At 69.1% G+C, this 25,761-nt stretch carries 23 protein-coding genes; 10 read left to right on the top strand and 13 right to left on the bottom strand.

Annotated features, from left to right (window positions below):
- Window positions 1–7: 7 nt before the first annotated feature.
- From LI336_RS13875 to LI336_RS13860, 4 genes are all read right to left on the bottom strand, one after another.
- Window positions 8–2,062 carry a type II secretion system F family protein gene (locus LI336_RS13875; RefSeq protein WP_227133727.1) on the bottom strand — a complete coding sequence of 685 codons (2,055 nt, stop codon included), beginning with the start codon at window positions 2,060–2,062 and terminating at the stop codon, window positions 8–10.
- Complete coding sequence (locus tag LI336_RS13870; protein WP_227133726.1) at window positions 2,059–4,491, bottom strand: ATPase, T2SS/T4P/T4SS family; 2,433 nt, start codon at window positions 4,489–4,491, stop codon at window positions 2,059–2,061. Before LI336_RS13870 ends, LI336_RS13875 begins: the two co-directional genes overlap by 4 nt.
- Before the next feature lie 124 nt (window positions 4,492–4,615).
- Window positions 4,616–5,944 (bottom strand): carboxypeptidase-like regulatory domain-containing protein, encoded by a 1,329-nt coding sequence (locus tag LI336_RS13865; RefSeq protein ID WP_227133725.1) that lies wholly within the window; start codon window positions 5,942–5,944, stop codon window positions 4,616–4,618.
- Window positions 5,945–6,127: 183 nt separating this feature from the next.
- Entirely contained in the window at window positions 6,128–6,499 is a 372-nt protein-coding gene (locus LI336_RS13860; RefSeq protein ID WP_227133724.1) for a 30S ribosomal protein S8e, read from the bottom strand.
- A gap of 185 nt (window positions 6,500–6,684) precedes the next feature.
- On the opposite strand from LI336_RS13860, the gene LI336_RS13855 reads away from it, so the two are divergent.
- Both LI336_RS13855 and LI336_RS13850 read left to right on the top strand, forming a co-directional pair.
- Window positions 6,685–7,143 carry a DUF2240 family protein gene (locus LI336_RS13855; RefSeq protein ID WP_227133723.1) on the top strand — a complete coding sequence of 153 codons (459 nt, stop codon included), beginning with the start codon at window positions 6,685–6,687 and terminating at the stop codon, window positions 7,141–7,143.
- A 34-nt stretch (window positions 7,144–7,177) separates the two neighbouring features.
- On the top strand, window positions 7,178–7,636 hold the full coding sequence (locus tag LI336_RS13850; protein ID WP_227133722.1) for a DUF7993 family protein: 459 nt from the start codon (window positions 7,178–7,180) through the stop codon (window positions 7,634–7,636).
- Window positions 7,637–7,662: 26 nt separating this feature from the next.
- On the opposite strand, the gene LI336_RS13845 is transcribed toward LI336_RS13850, so the two are convergent.
- The 3 genes from LI336_RS13845 to LI336_RS13835 all read right to left on the bottom strand — a co-directional run bounded on the left by LI336_RS13845 (window position 7,663) and on the right by LI336_RS13835 (window position 10,515).
- Window positions 7,663–8,322 carry an HAD family hydrolase gene (locus tag LI336_RS13845; RefSeq protein ID WP_227133721.1) on the bottom strand — a complete coding sequence of 220 codons (660 nt, stop codon included), beginning with the start codon at window positions 8,320–8,322 and terminating at the stop codon, window positions 7,663–7,665.
- 120 nt (window positions 8,323–8,442) lie between these two features.
- A complete protein-coding gene (locus LI336_RS13840) occupies window positions 8,443–9,024 on the bottom strand; it encodes a hypothetical protein (RefSeq protein WP_227133720.1) in 582 nt (193 codons plus the stop codon).
- Window positions 9,025–9,099: 75 nt separating this feature from the next.
- Window positions 9,100–10,515, bottom strand: coding sequence for a receiver/sensor box histidine kinase (locus LI336_RS13835; RefSeq protein ID WP_227133719.1), 1,416 nt, complete (start codon window positions 10,513–10,515; stop codon window positions 9,100–9,102).
- A gap of 141 nt (window positions 10,516–10,656) precedes the next feature.
- Between LI336_RS13835 and LI336_RS13830 the strand changes: the two genes are divergently transcribed.
- Window positions 10,657–11,187, top strand: a complete 531-nt coding sequence (locus tag LI336_RS13830; protein ID WP_227133718.1) for a DUF5817 domain-containing protein — start codon at window positions 10,657–10,659, stop codon at window positions 11,185–11,187.
- Window positions 11,188–11,394: 207 nt separating this feature from the next.
- On the opposite strand, the gene LI336_RS13825 is transcribed toward LI336_RS13830, so the two are convergent.
- Window positions 11,395–11,742: a hypothetical protein gene (locus tag LI336_RS13825; protein WP_227133717.1), complete on the bottom strand. Its 348-nt coding sequence runs from the start codon at window positions 11,740–11,742 to the stop codon at window positions 11,395–11,397.
- 122 nt (window positions 11,743–11,864) lie between these two features.
- Here LI336_RS13825 and LI336_RS13820 point away from each other — a divergent pair, with 122 nt between their 5' ends.
- On the top strand, window positions 11,865–12,224 hold the full coding sequence (locus LI336_RS13820) for a hypothetical protein (RefSeq protein WP_227133716.1): 360 nt from the start codon (window positions 11,865–11,867) through the stop codon (window positions 12,222–12,224).
- 11 nt (window positions 12,225–12,235) lie between these two features.
- On the opposite strand, the gene hmgA is transcribed toward LI336_RS13820, so the two are convergent.
- Both hmgA and LI336_RS13810 read right to left on the bottom strand, forming a co-directional pair.
- Window positions 12,236–13,450, bottom strand: a complete 1,215-nt coding sequence (hmgA, locus tag LI336_RS13815; protein ID WP_227133715.1) for a hydroxymethylglutaryl-CoA reductase (NADPH) — start codon at window positions 13,448–13,450, stop codon at window positions 12,236–12,238.
- 86 nt (window positions 13,451–13,536) lie between these two features.
- A complete protein-coding gene (locus LI336_RS13810; RefSeq protein WP_227133714.1) occupies window positions 13,537–16,266 on the bottom strand; it encodes a vWA domain-containing protein in 2,730 nt (909 codons plus the stop codon).
- Between the two features lie 340 nt (window positions 16,267–16,606).
- Here LI336_RS13810 and LI336_RS13805 point away from each other — a divergent pair, with 340 nt between their 5' ends.
- From LI336_RS13805 to nadC, 6 genes are all read left to right on the top strand, one after another.
- A complete protein-coding gene (locus LI336_RS13805) occupies window positions 16,607–18,166 on the top strand; it encodes an amidohydrolase (RefSeq protein WP_227133713.1) in 1,560 nt (519 codons plus the stop codon).
- Window positions 18,167–18,241: 75 nt separating this feature from the next.
- The gene (locus tag LI336_RS13800; RefSeq protein WP_227133712.1) at window positions 18,242–18,712 is read left to right on the top strand and encodes a hypothetical protein; all 471 of its coding nucleotides are present in this window, start codon (window positions 18,242–18,244) and stop codon (window positions 18,710–18,712) included.
- Complete coding sequence (locus LI336_RS13795; RefSeq protein WP_227133711.1) at window positions 18,702–19,682, top strand: hypothetical protein; 981 nt, start codon at window positions 18,702–18,704, stop codon at window positions 19,680–19,682. Before LI336_RS13800 ends, LI336_RS13795 begins: the two co-directional genes overlap by 11 nt.
- Window positions 19,683–19,883: 201 nt before the next feature.
- The gene (nadA, locus tag LI336_RS13790; RefSeq protein WP_368408381.1) at window positions 19,884–21,017 is read left to right on the top strand and encodes a quinolinate synthase NadA; all 1,134 of its coding nucleotides are present in this window, start codon (window positions 19,884–19,886) and stop codon (window positions 21,015–21,017) included.
- Between the two features lie 2 nt (window positions 21,018–21,019).
- Complete coding sequence (locus LI336_RS13785; protein WP_227133710.1) at window positions 21,020–22,618, top strand: L-aspartate oxidase; 1,599 nt, start codon at window positions 21,020–21,022, stop codon at window positions 22,616–22,618.
- 34 nt (window positions 22,619–22,652) lie between these two features.
- Window positions 22,653–23,483 (top strand): carboxylating nicotinate-nucleotide diphosphorylase, encoded by an 831-nt coding sequence (nadC, locus tag LI336_RS13780; RefSeq protein ID WP_227133709.1) that lies wholly within the window; start codon window positions 22,653–22,655, stop codon window positions 23,481–23,483.
- Window positions 23,484–23,558: 75 nt separating this feature from the next.
- On the opposite strand, the gene LI336_RS13775 is transcribed toward nadC, so the two are convergent.
- The 3 genes from LI336_RS13775 to fer form a co-directional block, all read right to left on the bottom strand.
- Entirely contained in the window at window positions 23,559–24,002 is a 444-nt protein-coding gene (locus LI336_RS13775) for a methylated-DNA--[protein]-cysteine S-methyltransferase (RefSeq protein ID WP_227133708.1), read from the bottom strand.
- A 143-nt stretch (window positions 24,003–24,145) separates the two neighbouring features.
- Window positions 24,146–24,940, bottom strand: a complete 795-nt coding sequence (locus LI336_RS13770) for a hypothetical protein (RefSeq protein WP_227133707.1) — start codon at window positions 24,938–24,940, stop codon at window positions 24,146–24,148.
- Between the two features lie 91 nt (window positions 24,941–25,031).
- The gene (fer, locus tag LI336_RS13765) at window positions 25,032–25,655 is read right to left on the bottom strand and encodes a ferredoxin Fer (RefSeq protein WP_227133706.1); all 624 of its coding nucleotides are present in this window, start codon (window positions 25,653–25,655) and stop codon (window positions 25,032–25,034) included.
- Window positions 25,656–25,761 lie beyond the last annotated feature (106 nt).

Raw genomic sequence — 25,761 nt, 5'->3', positions numbered from 1 at the left:
CGCGCGTTCAGACGAGCATGAACGCCGCGACGCCGAGGACGATCATGAGGATGCTGTACTTCAGGCCCGACAGCGTCGAGTTGTCCGCGAGCTTCCCCGCGAGCAGGCCACTGCCGACCGCCATCACGAGCACCGAGTGGTAGAACAACGCCCGGTACGTGTCCAGGGGGATGTTCGTGAACGACACCGGTAGCCCGCTCTGGGGGACGTTCGACGCCGTCGGCGCGCTCGCCGCCTCGGCGATCGGGCCGAGGAAGCTCGCCGCCACCAGCACGATAACCATCAGGTACACGAGGTACCCGATGACGACGATGGCGATGTACGACCCCATCGCGCGACGTCGCGCCCGCTCGATGCGGTAGCGAGCGCGCGTGTCCTCCGCCGCGATGGCGAGGATACGGGACATGTCGCCGCTCGTCCGTCCACCTTCCGCGATGAGCTTGACCGTCCGCGTGAGGTACGGGACGTGCATGCGGTTCCCGAACGCGAGCAGCGCCGCGGTGACGTCGTAGTTCCACTCGATGTCGTTCCGGAGCGCGCGCAGGTCCTCCGCGAGCGCGCCCTTCGACCACCGCGACACCAGGCCGAGTGCGTCAACGAACGGGATACCCATGTAGTTCGCCGAGGACAACACGTTGAGGACCTCGGGGAACCGGCGGACCATCGCGTTCTCCCGGCGACGCTTCCCCTCGTGGAAGTACGACAACGGCACGAGCACGAGCAGGAGCGGTGCGACGACCGCGACGGTCGTCGTCATCACGGGCGTCGTCGTGAACGCCGCGAACGACAGGGGCACCACCTGGAGTGCGCTGACGACCGCCAGGTACACGACCGCGAGGGGGACCGTCACGCCGAGCGTGTACAGCGGGTGGTCGCGGACCGCGGCGAGCGGGTCGCGAGCGATCGCGTAGTAGCGCTCGTACTGTCGGTCCTTCGCGTACGCCTCGAACCGCTCGTCGTCGTCGTCGACGTCGTCGGGCGTCAGCGGTGCCGAGCGACCGTCTTCGAGTTCGTCCGCTGCCGGCTGGACGAACGGTGCCGAGAGGACGTCGAGGAACACCAGGAACCCGAGCATCCCGAGGGGCAGGCCCGCGTAGACGAGGACGGCCATCTGGTTGACCGTCGACCCGCCGAGGAACGAGATGACCATCAGGGTCACGATGAGGAACAACGGCGCGGCGACGAACCCGACGATGAAGATCTCGGAGAGCACGCTGAGCGTCTCGAGGAAGTCCTCTTGCTCCTCGTTCGCGGTTTCGGCGTACCGTGCGGCCTGGTCCTCGAAGAACGTCGTGACGTCCCCGCCGGAGTCGACGACGCTCACGAGGTCGTCGAGGAACCGCTCGAGGTTCCCGCTCGGCGTGAGGTTCCGCGCGTTCCGGAGCGCGGTGAACATGTCGTTCCCGAACAGCTCCATGTCGCGGACGATCATGTCGAACTCGGCGGCGACCTCGCCGTACGTGTCCTCGGCTTGCGAGAGCGACCGGAACACCTCGACGAGGTTCGTGCCACCGTAACTCATCGCGTACATGTACGTGATGGCGTGGGGCAGCATGACGTTGATAGCGCGTTCGCGCGTGTCGACGATGTTCCGCGGGTAGTAGTACCGGACGAACCACGTGGTCGCGGCCGCGGCGATACCGAGTCCGAGCGTCAGTGCCCCGCCGGTGAACAGCAGTTTGTTCGCTTCGATGTACCCGGCGATGCCCGCGGGGAACGAGAACGGCGACTGGAGGCCGCCGAGCACCCCGACGTTCGAGAGGACGACGGACAGTACCACGCCGAGCAGTGCGGCGAGGACGCCCGCGACGAGCGCGAGGATGACGCTTCGGGACAGGTAGATGTCGTACGTCGTCCCGATGCGCGCCTGGTTCAGCCATCGCTGGACGTCGCGGTACTCCTCGGGGCGAGCCTTGAAGTACGCGCGAGTGACGCCGTACTGCTCGCGGAGTTCGCGCCGTTCCTCGGGCGTCATGTCCCGCGACCGCGGGAAGTACTGGCTCACTTCGTAGTCCGGCATCGGCGTCGACGTCGTCTCGCCCGTGGCCCCGGGCGTGCTCATCGCGCCTCCGAATCGACGCTGTCGTCGGCGTCGGCCGTGGTCGTCTCCACGCCGTCGTCGACGTCAGCGTCGTCGACGTCAGCGTCGTCGACGTCAGCGTCGTCGACGTCTGCGTTGTCGGCGTCGTCAGCGTCGCTCGTGGTCGCGTTCGCTTCGACCGCGTCGTCGAAGCGGTCCTCGACGTCCGACTCGTTCCCGAGGTACGCGTCGAGACCGTCCGTGTCGACCGCGTCGAGGACCGCGTCGCGGTCCTTCGCGAAGTCGTGGATGATCGTCGTCACGTCGTCGTAGTCGGTGACGTCGGCGTCGACGAGCGCTGCGAGGACGTCGCGGCGCGCCGCCAGTTCCGCCTGCACGCCGTCGGTACTCCAGCCGCGTTCCTCCGCGATCTCCGCGAGGAGGTGCGAGTCGTTCACCTGCACGTAGACGTCCTCGCGGGGGTCCCAGTCGAACACCGTCTGGTAGGAGACGTCACTGAAGTCCTCGGTCGGGAGGATCTCCGCGATCTCCTGGTTCCGGCGGACGCGTTCGTCGTCCTGGAAGATCTGCTTCTGGATGGCGATGACGTCGAGGTCCTGCACGAGCTGTGCGGGGATCGACAGCGGCGGGTTCGCGAGCCGGCCGAGCGCCCCGTCGACGCTGTCGGCGTGGATGGTCGTGTAGCTCGTGTGCCCGGTCGCGATCGCGTTGAAGAACGTCAACCCGACGCGTTGCTCGGTTCGGACCTCGCCGACGAGGAGGTACTCGGGGCGCTGGCGGAGTGCGGCCTGCAGGAGCTCGTACATCGAGACCTCGCCGCGGCCACCCTCCATGACGGATTCGCGCGTCACGCTCTGGATCCAGTTGTCGTGGGGGAGCGTCATCTCGCGAGTGTCCTCGATGGAGACGACCTTCGAGTTGTGCGGGATGAAGAACCCGATGGCGTTCATCGACGTCGTCTTCCCACTCCCGGTACCGCCGGCGAACACGAGGCTCTTGTTGTTCTCGATCGCGAGCCAGAAGTACGCCATCTGGTCGACGTCGAACGTGTTCCACTTGATGAGGTCGACGGGCGTGTACGGCACGTCCGCGAACTTGCGGACCGTGAAGTTCGACCCGCGGGTGGCGATCTCGCCGCCGAGCGTCAGCTGGATACGGGAGCCGTCCGGGAGGCTCGCGTCGACGAGCGGGTCGCTCACGGAGATGTGCTTGCCCGCACGTTGCGCGAGCTGGACGACGAACGACGCGAGCATGTCGCTCGGGAAGACGACGTTCGACCGCAGGTCGCGGTACGCGCGATGGTAGACGAACACGGGAACGTCGATGCCGTCACAGGAGATGTCCTCGAGCGCTTCGTCGCGCATGAGGGGGTCTATCTTCCCGAACGCGAGGAAGTCCCGGAGCAGGTAGTAGAGGAGCTTGTAGATCGAGCCGTCCTCGACGGTCGCGGCGTGCTCGGCGATCTCCTCCTTGGAGCGCTCCTCGAACACGACCTCGCGGCCGGCGTCCGCGTCGATGTCCTGGTACATGAGGCTGTTCCGGAGGATCCGCGTCAGGTCCTCGCGGACGTACGATTCGAACCCGTCGAGCGTGACCTCGTTGACGTGGTACCGGAACTCCTTGGCCTTCGTGTCGAAGAGGATGGAGACGTACGCGTACGGCCGGTTCACCCAGTGTCGCTCGATCTGTACGACGTCGTCGAGGTACGAGAAGTCGAACCAGCGGGTCTCGATGAACTCGTCGCTGGGGCGTTCGGCGAACTCCACGTCGAGGTCGACGCTGTCGTAGTACTCTTTCACCTCGCGGATGATGGCGTCGCGGACGTCCTCGGGTTCGGGCGTCTCCTGGGCTTCGACCCAGAGGACGAGGTCGTCCTCGCCGAGTTCGTCGACGTCGGTTGCGTCGACGTCTTCGGTGTCGGCGTCGGGGTCGCGACGGACGAGCTCCTCGCTGACCGCGGTCCCGGCGTCACTCGCGTCGAGAACGGTGTCGAGGACGTCGACGACCTCGTCGTCGTCGCGGCTCTCGATGCGTCGGACGAGCTCATTCGTGGACATCGACGAGTTCGAACTGGTGGGTTGTCCGCCGTCTGTGCCGGTCGTGTCGGCGTCGTCGCTGGCGAGTTCGTCGGTGCTGGTCGTGTCGGCGTCGTCGCTGGCGAGTTCGTCGGTGCTGGTCGTGTCGGCGTCGTCGCTGGCGAGTTCGTCGGTGCTGGTCGTGTCGGCGTCGTCGCTGGCGGGTTCGTCTGCGGGGTCGAATTCGTCGGCGGTGAAGACGTCGGTCTCGGTCGCGTGGTCGCGGGTGGCGTCGGCGAAGGAGACGCGGTCGACGTCGGTCGGTCCGTCGGTTGCGACGTCCAGGACGTCTCCAGAGTCGCCGCTGGGGCCGTCGGTGAAGATGTCGTCCGTCCCGCTGGAGTTAGGGTCAGTTGGTTGGCCTTGGTTACTCATTAATAGATATTTATGTATACGCATCAACTACACCTAAAGCTTTGCACGTTTCTCCGGGTTAGAGACGCTGAGGGCGAGAAATCTGGGAACGATAGACGCGAGTGATTCGGTGTCCGTTAGCGTATCATTTCTGGCGGCGGACGAGGACGACCACCGAGAGCACGACCGCCAGCAGTCCCGCGAGCCCACCGAAGCCCGGCGTCGGCAGCCCGTCGAGTTCGTTCTGGGACGTCGGCGTCGCCGACATCGTCGCCGTCGTCGCCGCAGTCGTCCCCGCCGTCGTCGCCGCCGTCGTCGTCGCCGTCGTCGTCGCCGGCTCCGTCGACGGCGACACGCCCTCGACGGTCGTCGTCGACGACAGGTCGCCTTTCGTCGCCACGATCTCCACGGTCCCAGCGGTCTCTATCGGCACGACTGCCTCACCGGCCGCGTCCGTCTCCGCGACCGCCTCCCCGCCGACGCGGACCGACGCGTTCGAGACCGCCTCGTCGTACTCGTCCGTCACCGACACCCGGACCGTCTGCCCGGTGACGACCTGCGTGTTCGCCGCCGTCACCGACAGCGACGGCGTCCGATTGATCGCGTACTGCACCGAGACGTCCGACTCGCTGACCGACAACACCTGGTTCGCGCGCTGATAGCCGTTCTTCTTCACGACGACGCGATACTGGGTGTTCACGTCGAGACTCACCGTCCGCAGGCCGGACTCACCAGTCGAGATGTTCGACACGAACTGGTTGCCGTCGTACAGTTCGACGGTCGCCGTTACCGGCCGGTCGTCCGCGAAGTGCCCGTCGACCGTCGCGAACTCCACCGCCACCGTCCCCGGTTCCAGCGTGACCGTCTTCCCGGCGCGGTTCGCGACGACGAACGACGACGACGTCGAGTAGTAGCCGTCCGCCGTCACCGTCGTCGTGTAGTTCCCGCGCTCGACGTCGCTCGCGACGAACGTCCCGTTCGACGGCGTCTCACCGGACACCGACGTCAGGACCGCGCCGGCCTTCCGCAAGCGAACCTGCGCGCCCTCGACGGCCTGTCCGCTCGGCGTCCGCACCGTCACCAGCGCGGTCGCCGCCGGATACATCGTGACGTTCACCGTCGTCTCCGCGTCGACGTTCGACACGGTCTTCGGGCGGTTCAACGCCAGGTCCGGCGCCGAGACGTCGACGGAGACGTCCGCGCCCTCGGGGACGTCGAAGAACGCCTTGCCGTTCGCGAACGTCTCACCGGTCTTCGTCTCGCCGTCGTACGTGACGGTGACGTTCGCGCCGCCGACAGCTTGTCCGTCCGCGTCGACCACGCTCACCGTGATCGTCACCGCTTGCGCCGTCGACCCGGACGCCGTCGCGCCGGCCTCGCTCGGCCCTGGTGCCGCTCCGGACGCGACCGGAGCGGCTCCAGCGACCGGTGCCAGGCAGACCGCGACGACGAGCACGCCTAGGAGTGTCCTCATACACGTCATATCGTGGCGGTTTGCACTTAAACATACACGAGTTAAAACCGCCGTTCGCGGCCGCGACACGGGCCAACTCCCCAGAAGACGTCAATCCGTTCATACGACGCCGAGCGATGCGCGGACGAACGACCGCGAACGCGGTCGCTGACGGGATAGCGAACGCGAGAAGGAATCGCGTGGTTACTCGACGAGGACCGCGTTCACCTGTCCGGTCTGCCCCGGACGGGAGGTGACGCGAGCCGTGCCCTCGCTCGTCTCGACGAGCGCGCCCTTCGTGATGATGTTCCGGCGAACGTAGTTCGGGTTCGCGGGGTTCTCGACGACGTCCTCGATCTCGGCCTCGACGGTGTCGCCGCCGTCAGCGACGCTCGCGACGTTCGTCGCGAGCGCACGCGTCTTCTGGGTGTTCCCGCGCGTCTCGATGACGCGGAACCGCGGCTCGCCGAGCTGGGTCTCGGTCGGGAGGCGACCGAGCTGGTGCTTCTTTCGCTTGTTCTGGCGACGGCGTCGACCGCCGGTACGCTTGCGCGGCGACGGACCCTGGTCTTGCATACCTCGAAGAAGCCCCAGCAACTACTTGAAAGGCTCGGAACGCCCCGACGGCGGTCTGGCGGTCGCTCGCGGCCCTTGCCGCCCGTGGACGCCGATGCGTCGAGCGGTCGCTGCACCGTCGGCGAGCGCGCCCCGAGCGACCGTGAATCGTAGTCTTTACGCGCCGTCGCGGGCGACGGTTCGGCGTGAGTCTACGCGTCGCCGTCGCCGCGCCGTTCCGCCAGCGCGGCACCGATACGCTCGCCGAGAGCGAGTTCGTCGTGGCGTTGTCCCTGGACCGGGACTGGTTCTCGCCCGACCAGGCCAAACGTCTCGTGGACGTCGCGACCGGCGAGGGTCTCCTGGAGCGCGTCGACGACGGTGGGCTGTCGCCGTCGTTCGACACGAGCGGCGTCGAAGTCCCAGACGGGTTCGTGCCCGACGACGACGTCCTCAGGGAGCGGTCGACGTTCGAGCGCGTGCTGGACGCGCTCGTGGACGCTGGTGCCGAGAAGCACGAGGCGGTCGCATCGATCAACGAACTCCAGCAGCGCCTGGGCGTGACGGTCGCGGCGGCAGCGGTCGTCTACGGTCGCCGCGAGGGCGTCGACGTCGCGGACGCGGCGACGAGAGCGATGACGGAACTGGAGGGCGACGAGGAATGATGCGTAGCCCGCGGCGCCATCGTGGGGGCGAGCAATGACGGAGCGTCGCGTCACTGACGGCGTCCGCATCGCCGAGTTGCTGTCCTCGGAGCTACACGGCCGAACGGACGGCGTGCTCGCGCACGTCGCGGTGACGGACGCGGTCGCGGACGTGACGCCGACCGCGGAGGGAGTGCGGGCGTACGACGTGGTCTGGTCGCCCGAGGCGCTCGTCGACGAACCCGAGCAGGACGTCGCGGTCCTCGAGGTCGACGTCGGCGAGGCCGACGGGGAACGCCTCGCGTCCGTGTTCGTCCACCCGGACCGTGCGCGCATCGAGTTCCACGCCGGCGTCGACGTCGCCGTCGAGGCGGCCGAGGGGACGCGCCTCCGCGTCCGGCCGAAGGCGACGACGCCACCGCGGACGCTCGCGTTCGTCGAATCCGGCGCCGCCGTCAAGGACGCCGTGGACGTCGCGAGCACCGTCGTCACTGCGTTACTCGAGGACTCGTAGCCGCCTCCTCTCCCCGTCGCTCCCGCTCAGTCGAGGTCGCGGATGACGTCGCCGAGGTCGCGAGCGAGGTGCTCGCGGTCGACGACCGCGGCCGCGGCCGGGTGCGGGTCGGGACCGTCGGGCCACACGACCTGGATAGCGCGTGCGCCGGCGTTCGTCGCCCCCTCGACGTCCGCGACCGGTTCGTCGCCGACGTACACGAGGTCCTCGACGGCGACGCCGAGCGCGCCAGCGAGCGCGTCGAACGCCCGCCGGTCTGGTTTGCCCGCGGGGAGCTGGCCGGTGACGAGCGTCGCGTCGAACGCCGTCCACCAGCCGAGTTCGTCGAGCTTGTCGCCCTGGGCCTTCACGGGGCCGTTCGTCAGGAGCCCGACCGGGTAGTCCGCGCGGAGCGCGGAGAGGAGGTCGCGTGCGCCGTCGACGGGCGCGACGGCCTCGGCGATCCGTCGGCGGTACGCGCTCGCGAGCGCGTCCGGCGAGACGCCGGCGTCGTCGGGGAGCACGCTCTCGAAGATCGGCGAGCGCGTGACGGCGGCGTGGTCCGCCCGGTGCGCGCTGAGGTAGGCCTCGCGCGTGATCTCCGGCGCGCCGACGTCGTCGACGGCCGCGGCGAGGATGCGGTGGCGGTCCCGGTCGGGGACCGCGAGCGTGTGGTCGAGGTCGAAGCCGACGGCGCGCGTTTTCACGGACGGCTAGAGGCGCCGGGCGTACTTGAGCGTGCCAGTTCCGGTCGTCGGCGTCGACGACGCGTCGGCGTCGCGCTCGCCGGGGGTCGCCGTGGGACACCGACTCGTGCTGCGGCGCCGTCAGAGGAACCGGAGTTGCATCATCACGAAGATGATGCCGAGCTGGAGGAGTCCCTGGAGGCCGCCGAGCTTCGCGTTCCGCATCCCGATGGTGCTGATGCGTTCCTTGTCGGGGTCGCCGGAGACGAGCTCGCGGTAGATGGCGACCTCGCCCGGAAGGATGACGCCGAACCCGATGATCGAGAGGAGGACGGCGACGCCGAGCGCGACCTGTATCCAGAACGCGCCGAGGCCGCCATCGAGCGTGACGGCGAGTTCGACGCCGGCGGTGATGGTGACGGCGGCGAGCACGGGCATGAGGAACGTCATCTTCGGGGTGAACCGCTCGAAGACGCTCGCGCGTTCGTCGACGTCGAGGCCGCCGAGGACGGGCCCGAGGACCGCGCCCATGAAGACGTCGACGCCCGTCCAGAGCGCGCCGGCCATGACGTGTACGTAGAAGAGATAGCGGACGTTCCCGGTCGCGAGCGCGACCGCCAGTGCGAGTATCGGGACGGTGACGGCACCGGCGGCGAACGCCGGGTTCGCGCGCTCGGCCATCCCCACGATACCGGTTCCCCCTGATTCGTCGACAGTTGCCATGCAAGCATGGCATACATCCAACCGGTTAAGCGTTCACGTTGACCGTTCGACGTCGACGACGCGCGCTCGTCGGGATCACCGTTCGACGTCGACGCCGTGGAACGCGAACGCGGCACCGCCGTCCGCGCTCTCCTCGACCGAGACCGTCCAGTCGTGCGCGTCGGCGATGGCGGCGACGATGGCGAGTCCGAACCCGGTGCCGTCGGGGTCCGTCGTGTGCCCGCGGTCGAACGCGCTGTCGCGTTCCCCCTCGGGGATACCGGGGCCGTCGTCCGCGACGACGAACCCGTCCTCGACCGCCGTCACCGTGACCGTCGACGCGCCGTGCGCGTGTTCGGCCACGTTCCGGAACAGGTTCTCGAGCACGGAGACGAGTCGCTCCCGGTCGGCCTGCACGACGACGTCCGCCGGGACGTCGAGTTCGAGGCCGTCGATCTCGACCATCGACCACGCGTACGTCCCGACCTCACCGAGGGAGACGCGCTCGGTCGCCTCCACGACCTCACCCTCGCGCGCGAGCGCGAGGACGTCCGTGATGAGCGAATCCATGCGCGCCAGCGCCTCCTCGGCCGCCGCCACGTCCGCGTCGTCGACCGCATCCAGTTGTCCCTGCGCGACCGCGAGCGGGTTCCGGAGGTCGTGACTCAGGACGCTCGCGAAGTCCGACAGGCGCTCGTTCTGCTCGTGGAGCTCGTCCTGGAGGCGCTTGCGTTCCGTGACGTCGCGCTGGAACCCGAAGTAGTGCGTGAGCTCGTCGTCGTCGAATATCGGCGAGATGTCGAGGTGGTTCCAGAACGGCGTGCCGTCCTTGCGGTAGTTCCTGATGTCGACCGACGCCGATTCCTCGTTCTCGATGGCAGCGCGCAGCGTCGCGACCGTCTCCGGGTCCGTCTCCTCGCCCTGGAGGAACCGACAGTTCCGGCCGACTGCTTCGTCCACCGGGTAGCCCGTCATGCGCGCGAACCCCTCGTTCACGTAGATGAGCGGTTCGTCGTCCGTGCGGGTGTCCGCGATGGTGATGCCGATGTCCGCCTGATCGACCGCGCGCTCGAGGAGGCCGTGCGATTCGACGAGCGTCGCGTGCTCGGCAGCCGTACGCAGGCGCTTCTCGAGCACGAGCTCGCTCCCCTCGGGGTGTTTGCGGACGTAATCGGTCGCTTCCGCGTCGAGGAACGCCGCTAGCTCGTCGGTCGCGACGGTGTCCGCGTAGAGGACGACCGGGAGCGTCGAGCGCTCGCGGAGCGCGTCCAGGACCGCGAGCGCGCTCGGACCCTCGGGGTCCGGGACGAGCACGATGACCGTCGCAGCGGTCGCGGCGACGCGCGCCGCCTCCGAGTAGTCGGGGTCGCCCGCGTGGACGACGTTGCAGCCGCGTTCGGCGGCGAAAGCTCGCACGTCGAACGCGTCCGTCGCTGGGACGAGCGCGGCGATATCCACCTCGTCCACCGTATCCTCGGCGGTACCGTCCGACGTATCGGGGCCCGTCGTCATCGACTGCACCACGTCCGCGAGGTCATACGAGTCCTACGAACGCAGGTTGTATGAGCGTACCGGACGACGGCACCGTCTTTCGGGTTCGTCGGTCGGACGCGACCCGAACCGTTAGGTGCGAACGCGCTCGAAGGGGTCGACATGTATCACGTCGTCGGGTGCAGCGAGTGCAGTGCGCTCCGCATCGTCGAGGGGCGACCGGAGCGCAGTTCCTGTACGCGCTGCGGGGCGAGCAAGCAGTTCTCGAAGCTCAAGCGGTTCGTGTCGACCGAGGACGTCGACCACGCGCGGGAGGTGCGGGCGTCGATGCTCGCGAACCGCCAGGGCGAGGGGGAGGCCTTCGCGAACGTGGCCTCGTTCGCGGACATGGAGGCCGACGTCGCGGAGGGCGTCGTCGACGACGACGAGTTCCTCGAACGCAGTGGCGTGGACGCCGACGCAGCGCAGGAGGCCGCGGACCGCGCGGACACGGGCCGTGCGAGTTCGAGCGGGCCGAACAAGCGCGAGGCAGTCCTCGAGGCGCTGCGCGCGATAGAGGAGCCGACGCTCGACGAGGTCGCCGCGTACGCCGCCGAGCACGGCGTCGAGCGCGAGTACGTCGAGCGCGCGCTGGAGAAGCTCGAACGGGCCGGAGAGGTGTCGCGGTCCGGTGGCACGTACCGGCGGCTCTGAGCCGCCGTCGCGGCGTCGGTCGGTGTGTTCGCCGCGTCGTCAGGCGACGGTGAGGGTGGCGAACGCGAGTAGCGAGTACGCGGGGATGCCGGCGACGAGCGTATGCCGGAGGAGGTGCGCGGTCACGAGCTGGCGCGTGGAGGACCCCCATACGAGCAGTTAGCAATCCAACCAGAAGGAGGGTCGTTCTGGTGATAACTTCCGTGGTTACAGGAGGAAGAACGCGGCCGCGGCGTACGCGCCCGCACCGAAGAACGCGAACCCGATCCGGAACCCGTAGGGCGCACTCGCATCGTTGAAGAACCGGTTCGGGTCGTCGGCGTCGACCACCCAGCCCCGCCACTCGCTGCCCGTTCGCAGGTTCATGTTGCCCACCGAGAGCGCGAGCATGCCGAGCGCGCTCGCGCCCAACGTGACGAAGAACAGCACCGACTGTCGGGCGAGGTCGAACGCCGCCGAGGTACCGACGACGGCGACGGGCGCGAGCACCGCGCCACCGACGACGGCGTGTACGACGGCGGTCCCGACGAAGTCGAAGACGTACGATTTATTCATACGCTCCTGGATGAACCCAACACACACAAAACGGTTGGTGACTCTACACGTCCGACTCAGTACTCGAAACGACGCCCGAACTCGACGCACCCTACTTGTCCACGCCGAACGCATCAGCACCCGTGACCGACCGCCGCGACGGACTCGCACTGCTCGCCGGTGAACTCGTCGTCGTCAGCCTCGCACTCGTCCTCGTCGCCACGAAGAGCACCGCCGACCCCGTCGCAGTCGCCGGCATCGTCCTCCCACCGACCGCGCTCGGCGCCGGCCTCGTCGTCGTCGGTGCCGCCCTCGGCGCACTCCGCACCGCCGACCACGTCGACCCGAGCGCCGCCGTCGGCGAACTCGGCCTCGGCGTCGCCGCCGCACTCGCCCTCACCACCGCCCACCCGCTCGCACTCGCGGCCGCCGGCGCCGTCGCCCTCCTCAGCGCGCGCCTCCGCGTCGACCTCGACCGCGTCCGCACAGTCCTCGGCCGCTGACGCGACCGACGTCAACGACCGAGGTCCTCGTGCGCCGACGCCAGATGATTCGACGCCAGCGCCGCGAGCAGGGAGAGCTCGCCCGCCAGCGCACCGACCGCGATGACCTCCGCGAGCGCCCGCGCGTTCGACCCCGGCGGATCACCACCACCAGCGAACCCGAGCACCTCCAGGGCCTCCGCCTGCGTCGACAGCTTCGTCCCACCGCCGACCGTCCCGACCTCCAGGCTCGCGAGCGACACCGACGCGTACAGGTCGCCGTCGCGCTCCTCCACCGTCGTGATCGCGTTCGCGCCCTCCACGACCTGGGCCTCGTCCTGGCCCGTCGCCAGGAACGCCGCCGCCACCACGTTCGCCGCCTGCGCGTTGAACCCGAGACTCCCCGCCTTCGCACTCCCCACGAGGTTCTTTCGCGTGTTCGCCTCCGCGACCGCAGACGCCGTCGTATGCAAGCGCTCCTCGACGACCTCGCCCGGAATCTCGACGTCCGCCGTCACCGACCGCCCACGACCCTCCACCGCGTTGATCGCCGCCGGCTTCTTGTCCGTACACATGTTCCCCGACAGCGCGACGAGACTCGCCGGCGTCTCCGCCTCGACGACACCACACGCCTCCTCGGTCGCGATCGTCGCCATGTTCATCCCCATCGCATCCTTCGTATCGTACCGGAACCGGAGGAACACCGAATCACCGACGACGTACGGCGTCACGTCCAACAGCTCGCCGTGACTCGTCGTCGACTCCGCCACCTCGCGCAGGTCGTCGACGTGCTCGCGCACCCACTCCACGGTCTCCGCGGCCTCCACGACGCCGTCCACGCGGAACACCGGCGCTCGCGTCATCCCCTCCTTCGTCACGCGCGCACTCGCCCCACCAGCCGACCGGATCACCGACAGCCCGCGGTTCACGCTCGCCAGGAGCGCGCCCTCCGTCGTCGCCAACGGCAGGAAGAACTCGCCGTCGGCGTCCCCACCGTCGACCACGACCGGCCCCGCGACACCCACCGGCACCTGCGTCGCCCCGATCATGTTCTCGATCGCCGACGCCGACGCCTGCTCCGCGTCGAGCGCGTACTCGCCCGTCACCGACAGGTCCGCACCCGCCTCCGCCTCGACGTACAGCCGACGCGCGGTCGCCGCCGTCTCAGCGTCCGCGTGCTCCTCCAGTTCGTGCAATCGCAGGTCGCCGTCGCGCACTCGCGCCACCAGAGATTCGGCGTCAGTCATACACGAACCGACAGACCCGCACGAAAAAAGCCCTTCTAGTCGCCGCGGTCAGTCGTCCTCGCCGCGGTCAGTCGTCCTCGCCGCGGTCAGTCGTCGTCCTCGTCCACGTCACCGCTCTGGGCCGACACCGCAGTCACCTCGACGTTCACGAGGTGCTTCCCGCTCGCACTCGCCTTCGACTCGCCGAGTTCGACGAGCAACACCACGTTGTTGCGGTCGCGACCAGCGGCGTCGTCCGCTTCGACGACGACGATGACCTGGTTCGACGACAGGTTCGCCGCCACGAGGTCGCCACCCTGACGCTCGTAGTACTGGCGCCCGTCCACCGTCAACATCTCCGTCAGGCTCGTCTGCCACCCCGGCGCATCCGCCGACGGCAGCGTCGTCCCGTTCGCGTACATCTCCACCTCGTGGTTCAGACTCGTCTCGCTCCCCCTCGACGTACACGTCGTCAGGTTGTGGTCGACCCCACCGATCGCCACCTGCTCGTCGTGGGTCGTGTTCGTCGCGCACTCGTGCGCGGACGGCTCGAACTTCATCGGCTTCCCCTCCTCGACGACGACGTTCGCGTAATCGCCGCGCTCGACGCCACCGCGGAACGCGTTCACGTTCCCTCCATCCCAGAAGGGCGGGTGACTGGAGCCGTTGTACGTCGCCTCGAGCGTCATCGGCCGCCGCAGCACGAGGTTGTGCGTCGTCTCCGTCGTCGTCGACTCGTTCTCCCAGCGCGTGTGTTCCTCGCCGAGCACGACCGACTCGTTCACCGTCACCGTCCGCGACGACTCGAGCTCGACCGTCGTCGAGAAGACCACGGGCTCCGTGACGACCGTCCCGTTCGCGTACTCGATCGTGCGGTTCAGCGTCTCCTGGACCGACACCGTCTCGCCCGCTTCGACGGTCCGCGTCCCGTTCACCCACACGGTATCGCCGACCTCGTAGTCCTCGGGGTTCGCGAGGTCCCGCGAGACGTTCACGTCCCGCCGCACGCTCCCCTCGTCGAGGTCTATCGTGACGTTCTGTCGGTCCGTCCGCTCCTTCTTCACGGGCACCGTGACGTTCTTCGACTTGTTGATGTGAACGAGCTCCGTCGTCTCGTTGCGCGCGATCGCCGAGAACACCGAGTCGAGTTCGTCCGCGTCGGTCACCGGAATGTACTCGCCCTCGCCGTTCCCGGTGGTCGCGACGTTCTCGAGGACGTCCTCGTTCACGTCGTCGCCGACGCCGATCGTGTACACCGTGACCGTGTCCGGGATCTCCTCCTGCGCGGTCTCGTACGGATGCGGTGCGCCGTCCTCGTCCTTCCCGTCGGTCAGGAGGATGAGCACCTGGTTGTTCGACGCGTTGCCGTCCGCGCGGAACTCGTCGGACGCGTGCTCGATGGCCTGCGGGATGGGCGTCCCACCACCGACCTGGAACTCGGAGAGGGCGTCGCTCGCCGCGCTCTGGTCGGTCGTGAACTCCTGGTACGTGTTCACGTCGAGTTCGGTCGCCCACCGCGAGCACGTCCACCGGTCGTACCACTCGGAGTACACTTCCTGGCTGCAGTAGTCGTACCCGACGACGTTCACGCGGTGTCCCTGGCCGTCCTTCATCACGGACAGGAACTCGCGGGTCGCGTTCTTGGCCTTCGTCATCTTCCCGTCCCACTGCATCGAGCCGGACTCGTCGAGCACGAACGAGACCTCGAGGGGCGGCGTGCCGTTCACGCGCTTGCGGACGGTCGTGTTGTTCCAGACGGTCTTCGTGCGGTTGTCCCAGTAGAACTCCATGTCGTTCACCTGGAACTCGACGCTGCCGTCCAGCGACAGCCGAACGCTCTCGTTACTCCAGAGGGTGACGTCGTCGACGACCGTCTCGTTGTCCCACGTCGTCGCCTCGCTCGTGTACGAGTGGAGGTTCGCGTTCATGCTGCCGAGGAACGTGACCGTCCCGCGGTACTCGTTCGTGTCGACGGCGGTCGCACCGGCGTACAGCGGCGAAGGGCCGCCGGGCCAGAGCGTGTCGTCGCCCGTCGCCGGGTCGATTATCTCGCCGGGGCCGGAGCCGGGGAAGTCGACGACGTCGTACTCCACGTCGAGTTCGGCTTCGGCGGTGACCGTCTGCGCGTCGTGGTCGACGGTCACGTTCGACGCGCCGAACTCGTCCTCGAAGTGGTCGGCCCACCCCTCGTAGTAGCTGGTGTCGCTGACGGTGACGCTGAGTTCGGTGGGTCGACGGCAGCTAGAGGTCGCGAACAGGTCCTCGCGCATCGCTTCGGTCTCGGAGACCGATTCCGCGCGGTCGTAGTCGATGTTCATCTCGTCGTCCTCGACTGCTCCGTCGATGCGGACGACCTGAAGCTGGAGGGCGCCGTCCCGGAAGCCGATCTCGGGCGCTTTCCGGGTGACGAGGCCGGCGTCGGTGCGCTTCCAGATGGCGCCGCCCTCGTAGGCGATGGTGGTGCCGCCGTCGTCGGCGTACTCGAGCGCGGACAGGTCCATGGTCGCGCTGCACGCCTCCGGCCCTTCGTTGATCTGTATCTGCAACTCGCCGGTGTCGCGGATCTCCGCCTTGTTCGGGTCGACGGCGCCCATGGAGACCGCCTCCTGGTCGTTGCCGCGGCGTTGTGCGAGCGACTGGACGCTGCTGTCCATCTCGACGATCGCTGACGATGCGGCGTCGACGCGTCCCTCCGCGCGGACGTCGTCGGTGACTGCTGTACCGGACACGAATATCATCGCCGACCCGGCGATGACGATGCCGAACAGCAGGACGACGCCGACGAGTTCGGAGACGCCTCGGTCGTCGCGTTGGTTGTGATTGGCTGTGTTACTCATGATGACGCCTGTTTTCACGGATGTTTGGGCGAATAGATGTTAAATCTACCGCTGTTGTTGGGAGAAATATGCGTCGAGAGGTCGTGTATTTACAGACATCGGGAGATTAGGTAACTGACAGTAACTCCGGAAGGATTGGAAATCGCCGTCCGGCACGCGGACGCGGTGCCGCGCAGCGTGACGACGCTCGTCCTGGGCGCCGTGACGACGCTCGTCATGGGGCCGGCTCGCTCGGTGCGTGAGAACGACCGCGCCAACCCGCGGCGAGAGCGGTCGACGCGATGGCGCTCGCTCGCCACGAGCAGTAGGGTTTTCCTGACGCGGGGCGTCGCATTCCGGTATGACGACGCCTGCGGACCGCGTGTTCACGAACGCGGACGTCCACACGCTCGCCGAGCCAGACGCAACGCACGAGGCCGTCGCCGTCCGCGACGGCCGCATCGTCCGCGTCGACAGCGCGTACGAGGTCGACTTCCTCGTCGGCGCGGAGACGGACGTCGTCGACTGCGGCGGCCGCACCCTCCTCCCCGGGTTCGTCGACGCGCACACGCACATGCTCCAGCTCGGCCAGTACCAGGTGTACGCCGACCTCTCCGACGCCGAGAGCGTCGAGGACGCGGTCGCGACGCTCGACGCGGACGCGCCACGCGACCGCGAGTGGCTTCTCGGGTTCGGCTGGGACGAATCGGCGTGGCCCGACGGCCGCTACCTCACGCGCGAGGACCTCGACGCCGTCAGCACCGACCAGCCCGTCGCCGCCCTGCGCGTGGACATGCACACCGCGGCGGTGAACTCCGTCGCGCTGGACGTCCTCGACGTCGACCCCACTGACTCGAACGTCCGCACCGAGGGCGGCGAGCCGACGGGCGTCCTCGTCGAGGAGGCCGTCGACCCGCTCTGGGACGCCACCGAGGTCGACCGCGAGGAAGCCCACGAACTCCTCGGCGCGGCGCGCGACTACGCGCACGCCCACGGCGTCACTGCCGTGCACGACATGGTCCGCGAGTCGCCCGCGCCGAAGGTGTACCGCGAGCTCGACCTCGCCGACGCGCTCGACCTCCGCGTCCGCATCAACTACTGGACCGACCACCTCGATTCGCTCGAGGACGCCGGCCTCGCGTCGAACCACGGGAGCGAGTACGTCCAGGTCGGCGCGGTGAAGTCGTTCACGGACGGGTCGTTCGGCGGCCGCACCGCGAAGGTCAGCGAGCCGTACGCGGACGCGGACGCGGACGACGCGGACCCCGAGAGCGACGGTCGCGGCGAGTGGGTGGTCGACCCCGACGAACTCCAGGGGTTCGTCGACCGCGCGGACGACCTCGGGCTTCAGTTCACGACGCACGCCATCGGCGACGAGGCCATCGACGCGGTCCTCGACGCGTACGAGCGCACGGACGCCCCCGGCGAGTCCCGGCATCGCGTCGAGCACGTCGAGCTCGTCACCGACGAGCAGATCGAGCGCTTCGCCGAACTGGGCGTCGTCGCGTCGTGCCAACCGAACTTCCTCCAGTGGGCTCAGCCCGGCGGGCTCTACGACCAGCGCCTCGGCGAGACCCGCCGCGAGCAGTCGAACCGATACCGCGACCTCCTCGACGCGGGCGTCGACCTCGCGTTCTCCTCGGACGTGATGCCGATGGACCCGATGCTCGGCGTGCATCACGCCGTGAACGCACCCGCCGAAGGCCAGCGCCTCACCGTCACCGAGGCGCTGCGCGCGTACACGCTCGGCGGCGCCTACGCCGGGTTCGACGAGGACCGCATGGGCACCGTCGAGCGCGGGAAACACGCCGACCTCGTCGTCCTCGACGACGACCCCTGGAGCGTCGACACCGAAGGACTCCGGGACGTCGACGTCGCGATGACCGTCGTCGACGGCGACGTCGTCCACGACGCGCGCTGACACTCGCTCGCCGAACTCGATTCGTAGCCCCGTCACGTCACAAGAAATATACGTCGAGAATCAGGATTGTCGCGCATGGTCCCCTCCCTTCGCAGCTGGCTCGCTGCTCCGGTTCGGGCACTCCGAGCCAGCCGCGCCCTCGCACTCCTCGCCGGCCTCGCTGTCGGCGCAGCAGCGCTGTTCGCGGTGGATTACTACGCCCACCCCTCGCTCTACGAGTACCTCCTGCTCCCGCTCGGCGTCGGCGGCAGCGCGTACTACCTCGCACACTACGACCTGACCGACTGGGAGCAGGACGCGATGGTCCGTGGGTTCCTCCGGAACTTCGCCATCGTCTCCGTCCCGATGATGTTCGTCTCCGACGACGCCCCCCTCTCCGAGTACCTCCTCTCGTTCATGACCGCGTACGGAGTCATCTTCCTCGCAGTCCTCACCGCAGTCGTCGACGTCGTCGATGCGGACGGCGACGACGACGCGGGCGACGGTGACCACGGCGTCGAGGACGCGAACCGCCCGAGCACCGCCAGCGCAGTCGATGCCGACTGAGCGGTTCGCACCCCTCGCACGAACCACGGGGTTGCTCCGGTCGAGTTCCGCGGTGGCGTGGTGGCTGGGGGCGCTGGTGGGCGTCGCTGGCGGCGTGCTCGTCGAGCGGTTCGTCGTCGCGCCCGACTACGTCCCGCTCCTGTTCGTGGGTGGCGTCGGACCGGGGACGTACTACCTCACGCATCATCCGGACGTGCTCTCCGACGAGTCCCGGCCGTGGGACGTCGCGAGCGTCTGGCCGTTCCTCGTGTTCTTCCTCATCCCAGGGGACGCCGGGTGGATGGCCGTCGGCGTGACCGTCATTTCGTTCGCGGGCGTGGGCATCGCGGTGACGACGATGGCGCACCTCGACGTTCGCGCGGGACGGGACCGCGAACCGGAGGAGACGGCGCGCGAGGTGACGGGGGAGGGCGACGACCCGACGGCGCGAGCGAGGGCGTTCGCGGTCCGCCAGGACTCGCTGCGGCGGTGGACCACGCGGTCGTGGCCGGCGCGGCACGCTCGCGAGGCGTGGACGTGGGCGGCGTCGGTGCTCCGGTCGAACCGGACGGTTGCACGGTGTCTCGGTGTGATTGCGGGCGTCGCCGGGTTCCTGACCGTCGGCGAACTCCCCGCCGTCCCCGACGTCGTCCCGTGGCTCGTGTTGTTCTCCCTCGGGCCGTTCGCGTACTACCGCACGCACTACGGGCGGGTTCCGGTCGACGTCCCGGGGGGTCGGCGGTTCCTCAGGACGATGGCCGTCGTCGTGCCCACGGCTGGCCTCACTGACGAGGGAGCGTCGCTCCCGTCGGTCGCGGTAACCGCGCTCGCGTTCGGGCTGCTGTTGGCGTCGGTGACGCTCGCGGAGCAGTCGAGGTACCTCCCGGCGGGCGATGCGCCCGGGGACGGCGGCTATGGCGACGGCGCTGGCGGTGACGACGAGGAACCGACGGCGCCGTGGCGGCGAGCGACCTGGTCCGAGGACCGCTGAACCTGCCAGTCGACCGCTCTGTTCGACGGTTCGTCGACGGTAGCGCATCGTCGGTATCCTTCACCGGCGGACGGCCGACACACAACTCGCTGTCGCTTCGATGCGCTATTCGGTGGTGGTACCTCACCGGTATCGCTCTTTGTAGAGAAAAGTTCTTCAATATGGGCTTCCGAGCGGCTAGTAACGACAGGTGAGTCGATAGTGCCACAGATGGAGTCCGCGACGTTCGAGACGGAGTTGAGCCTCTTCAAGTACGACAACCTGGAGCAACTACCCGAGCGCTATCGGGACCTCGACGAGGGCGAGCGCCGGGAGCGCATCGAGGCCGCGAAGGCGGAGCTCGGCGACGACGTCGTCATCTTGGGTCACAACTACCAGCGCCGGGAGATCGTCGAGCACAGCGACTTCGTCGGCGACTCCTACCAGCTGAGCAAGGAGGCCGCCGATGCGGACGCGAAGTACGTCGTCTTCGGCGGCGTGACGTTCATGGCCGAGAGCGCGGACATCATCACGGACGACGACCAGTCCGTCATCCTCCCCTCGATGGAGGCGTCGTGCCCGATGGCGGGGATGGCCGAAGCGCTCCAGGTCGACGCGGCCTGGAAGGAGATCACGGCCGCCGCGCCCGGTTCGGAGATCGTCCCGATCACGTACATGAACTCGTACGCGGACCTGAAGGCGTTCTGCGCCGAGCAGGGCGGCCTCGTCTGCACGAGTTCGAACGCCGCGGCCGCGTTCGAGTGGGCGTTCGAGCGCGGCGACAAGGTCCTCTTCCTCCCCGACAAGCACCTCGGCGAGAACACCGCGTACGACCTCGGGATGGAGGACTCGATCGCGGAGTGGGACCCATGGGACCCCGAGGGCAAGGATGCCGCGGCGGCAGCGGAGGCCGACATCGTCCTCTGGGACGGCTACTGTCAGGTCCACGAGCGCTTCGCCGCGAAGCACGTCGCGGACCTGCGCGCGGAGCGCCCGGACGCGAACGTCGTCGTCCACCCCGAGTGTCGCCGCGAGGTCGTCGAGGCCGCGGACGTCGTCGGCTCGACTGCCACGATAACGGAGACCGTCGCGAACGCCGACCCCGGCGACACGTGGGCGATCGGCACCGAGATCCACCTGGCGAAGCACCTCGACCGCTGGCATCCCGACGTCGAGGTCCTCCCGCTCTGTGGGGACGCGTGCATGGACTGCAACGCGATGCGCCAGATCGACCCGAACTACCTGACGTGGGTCCTGGAGGAACTGGTCGCGGGCCGCGAGCGCAACGTCGTCGAGGTCGCGCCCGAGGAGAAGGAGCTCGCGCAGGTCGCGCTCGACCGCATGCTGGAGGTGTGACGATGACGGAATCGAACTCGCCGCGCGTCGCGGACGTGCTCGTCGTCGGCTCCGGTATCGCGGGGTGTGCGGCGGCGCTCGCGGCGGCGCGGGACGACGCGGACGTGCTGCTCGTGACGAAAGCGCAGAAGCCCGCGGACGCGTCCTCGGACTGGGCGCAGGGTGGCATCGCGACGACCCGTGGTCGCCCGGAGTCGCTGAAGGCGGACATCGTCGAGGCGAGCGCGGGGACCGCGGACCCGGAGGCGGTGGACGTGCTCGTCGAAGACGCCTCGGCGGCGGTGACGGACGTCCTCGTCGACACGCTGAACGTCCCGTTCGATACCGACGCCGACGGCAGCGGGCTGGACTTCGCTCGCGAGGCCGCCCACAGCGAGGAGCGCATCCTGCACGTGGACGCGGCGACCGGCCAGCACGTCCTCCGACCGTTCCTCTCGCACCTCGCCGACGTGGAGAACGTCGAGATACTGGAGGACACCGCGGCGCTGGACCTCGTGACCGACGAGGGGCGCGTGCACGGCGCGGTCCTGGACCGGCAAGCGAGCGCGCCCGAGGAGGCGTTCGACGAGGACGGGGTCGCGCCGCGTGCGCCCGAGGGCGAGGCGGTGTACGCGGACGCGACGGTGCTCGCGACCGGCGGTATCGGCGACTGCTTCGAGACGTCGACGAACCCGGCGGGGTCGACGGGTGACGGTATCGCGATGGCGGCGCTCGCGGGCGCCGACGTCGCGGACATGGAGTTCGTGCAGTTCCACCCGACCGCTTACGACGGCGAGGACTCGTTCCTCCTCTCGGAGGCGGTCCGCGGGGAGGGCGCGCACCTCGTGAACGGCGACGGCGAGCGGTTCATGCCCGAGTATCACGCGGACGCGGAGCTCGCGCCGCGGGACGTCGTCGCGCGAGCGGTCGCGACCGAGCGCGAGGCGACCGGCGAGGTCCGACTGGACGTGTCGCCGCTCGACGAACCGTTCGCGGAGGCGTTCCCCGGACTCGCCGCGAAGTGCGAGGAGCGCGAGGTCGACTGGACGTCCGGGATTCCCGTGACGCCGTGCGAGCACTTCCTCTGTGGTGGCGTGGACGTCGACCACGACGGTCGCGCGAGCCTCGACCGCCTGTACGCGGTCGGTGAGTGCGCGCGCACCGGCGTGCACGGCGCGAACCGGCTCGCGTCCACGAGCCTCCTGGAGGGCCTCGTCTGGGGGCTGCGCGCTGGCCGGGACGCCGTCGGCCGGACGCCACTGGACAGCGAGACGCTCGTCGTCGAGGCGCCGTCGTACCGGAACAGCGACCCCGCGCTCCCCGAGCGCTTCGCCGCGGACAAGTTCCGACGGCTCCGGCGCGTGACGAGCGAGCACGTCGGGCTCCGGCGGAACGCAACCGACCTGGGGCGCGCGCAGGCGGCGCTGCGTCGACTCAAAGGCGAGGTGGACGCGTACGTCCGCACGCGGACGGCGCGAGACCTGTTCGAGTTGCGGAACGCGAGCGTCGTCGCGCTCCTGGTCGCGAAGGCCGCGGCGGAGAACCCAGAGAGCGTCGGCTGTCACTACGTCGTCGACGCGGACGAGCGCGCGACCGAGGCGCCGACGCCGGAGGCAGAATGATGCGAGGGCGACGACCACGACGGGAGGGGCAACGATGATCACGGACGCGGACGTCGAGCGCTGGCTGCGCGAGGACGTCGGGCATCACGACGTGACGAACGACGTCCCCGGCGAGACGACGGGACGGCTCGTCGCGAAGGACTCTGGCGTCGCGGCGGGGCTCGCGGCCGCCGAGGCGGTGTTCGCGTACCTCGACGTCGACGTCGTCGAGCGCGTCGCCGACGGGACTGCAGTCGGGGACGGCGACGTGCTGCTGCGGACCGAGGGCGCGGCGCGCGCGACGTTGCGCGCCGAGCGCGTCGCGGTCAACCTCGCGGGGCACGCCTCCGGCGTGGCGACGAAGACGCGGCGCGCGGTCGACGCCGCCCGCGAGTTCGGCGACGACGTCGCGGTCGCGGCGACCCGGAAGACCACCCCGGGACTGCGTGGGGTCGAGAAGCGCGCGGTCGTCGCCGGTGGCGGCGACACCCACCGCCTCGACCTCTCGCACATGGTGATGGTGAAGGACAACCACGTCGCCGAGATGGGACTCGAGGACGCGGTCGCGCACTTCCGCGAGCGCACGTCGTTCGCGACGAAGGTCGAGGTGGAGGCCGAGACCCGCGAGCAGGCCGTGCGCGCGGTCGACGCCGGCGCTGACGTCGTCCTGCTCGACAACATGGCCCCCGAGGCGACCGCGGCGACCGCTGACGCGGTCCGGGACGCCGCCGTCGCCGCCGGCCGCGAGGTCATCGTCGAGGCCTCCGGCGGCATCACCGTCGGCGACGTCCCCGCGTACGCCGACGCCGGCGTCGACGTCATCTCCATGGGGAGCCTAACGCACTCCGCGTCCAGCCTCGACTACTCGTTCCGCACCGCCGACTGAACGCACTCCGCTACTCGTTCCGCACCGCCGACTGAAGGTGTTCGCGAGTCGGCGTCTCCGGTGGGTGTCGTTCCGTCAGTCCTGCCCGGGGAGCGTCGACTGTCGGGTGCCGTCGGCGTCGCTCGTCTCCGCGTTCCTCACTTCGTGTTCGAGGAGCCGGCGTTTCGTGGCGACGCCGTCGCCGCCGGAGTACCCGCGGAGGCCGCCGTCGCTCGCGACGACGCGATGGCAGGGGACGACGACGGGGACGGGGTTGCGCGCGCAGGCGCCGCCGACGGCGACCGCGCTCGTGTCGAGGTCGCGAGCGAGGGCGCCGTACGTTCGCGTCTCACCGTAGGGGATCGCGGTCATCGCGCGCATCACGTCGCCCGTGAAGTCGTCTGGGTAGGCGACGGCGACGTCGAACGTACGGCGCTCGCCGCGTTCGTACTCGCGGAGTTCCCGGCGGACGGCGTCGGGCGCGGCGTCGACGAACGCGTCGTCGATCCGGACGGTGGTGTCGAAACAGGAGATATCCATGGGGCTCGGGTGGTCGACGGAAGGTTCGCTCGACGGTCGCTTAAGCCCTCGCGTGCACGACCCGGGACCCGTGGACGGCGGCCGCTCGAGGTCGAGGCGGCCCGCCCGGCGTCGACGAGACCGGACGCTTCGAGTCCCGGGGATTACAGTTCGCGCCGGAGGGCGACGACGACGCCGACGACGGCACCGACGACGAGGGCGGCGACGAGGAGACCGACGACCGAGAGCGGGTCCGTCGGGACGGCCGGGAGCGCCGGCAGGCTCGGGACGCCGCCACCACCGCCGCCAGTCCCACCACCGGTACCGGTGCCGCCGGCGAGGAGGTCGAGGACCGCGTCGAGGCCGCCCCGGGAGAGCACGCGGCCGAGGAAGTCGAAGAGGACGATACCCACCGACCCGAGTATCGCCCAGTTGACGTACTCGCGTATCTCGGCGACCCGGCTCCCGTCGATACCGTCGCCGACGGCGTCGTACCCGTAGTCGACGCTCGTCGGCGAGTCCTCCGCGAACAGGAACTGCCACGCGACCCGGGCCACGGGGCCGCTCGTCGCGGCCTTCGCGAGGACGGCGACGACGACGAGTCCGAGCGTGACGAGCGCGCCGTCGTCCCACCAGATCTCTCGTACCCGGTTCGGGTTCCGGAGCGTCACGTAGACGGTGCCGGTGACGCCGGCGAGCGGGAGGCTCGCGAGCCACCACATCTGGAAGACGAACCCGCTGAGCCCGCGCGGCTCGAACAGCCACGTCGCCACGGCGACGAGCGCGAACGCGGCGAAGAGGTTCCTGACGCGCCCGCGGACGACCTCGAGGTGACGGCTGCGCTCCCATCGCTCGATGACCGACGACGCGACCGCGACGACGCGCTCGCGGTCGAGACTACCGTTCTGCGTCGTCAGCGACCAGTCCTCGCCCTCGGCGCTGGCCCAGTCTTGAGACACGACCGGACGTTCTGTCGCCGACGTATTCGGCTTTCCGGTGTCAGAAACGAAACGCGAACACGAACGCACCGTCCGTCCTTCCCGGGGTCGGTCAGCTCGGTCGTGGCGGCAGCAGGTGCTCCTCGAGCTCCGGGAGGTCCTTGACGTTGAACACGACCTGCATGTCGCTCGTCGCGGGCGTCCCGATACACGAGAGCAGGATGCCGCGGTCCGTGAGCTGCTCGGGGAGGACGTGGTCGTGGAAGACGTCCATCTCGCCGGAGACGACCGCGACGGCGCAGTTCGCGCACGCACCACCGCGACACGAGAACGGCCAGTCGAACCCGGCAGCCTCGGCGGCTTCGAGCACGCTGTCGTCGCCCTCGACGACGAACGTCCCGTGCGTGGCGTCGTCGAACCGCACGCGGTTGGCCTTCTCGAAGAGGTCGTCGTCGTCGAGACTCCACCCTTGCTCGACGATGGCGTCGTAGTCGAGGTACTCGACGACGGACTCGGTCCGGGCGAGGGTCTCGCCCTCCTCGTCGGTCGCGACCTCGTCCCAGTCGCGGCCACCGCCGGCGGATAGCTCCTCGTAGGCGGCCTTCACGAGCCGGAACTGGCGGCGCGTCCCGCCCTGATCGGGATGGGTCTCCTTGGCGCGCTGACGGTAGGCGCGACGGATCTCGTCCTCGCCAGCGTCCCGGTCGACCCCCAGCACGTCGAACGGACTCTGCACACGTCCTCTAGCAACAGGAATCAAATAAACTCCCGCACTGCGGCGTGATTCGCGGTATCACGCCACACGCGTTCGGCAGTGGTCGCGAGGTGCACTCGGTCGCGTG

The sequence above is a fragment of the Halorubellus salinus genome (genome assembly GCF_020567525.1).
GTDB lineage: Archaea > Halobacteriota > Halobacteria > Halobacteriales > Natrialbaceae > Halorubellus > Halorubellus salinus.
The sequence above is the reverse complement of the archived record's forward strand: the minus strand, read 5'-3'. Positions and strand labels throughout refer to the sequence as shown.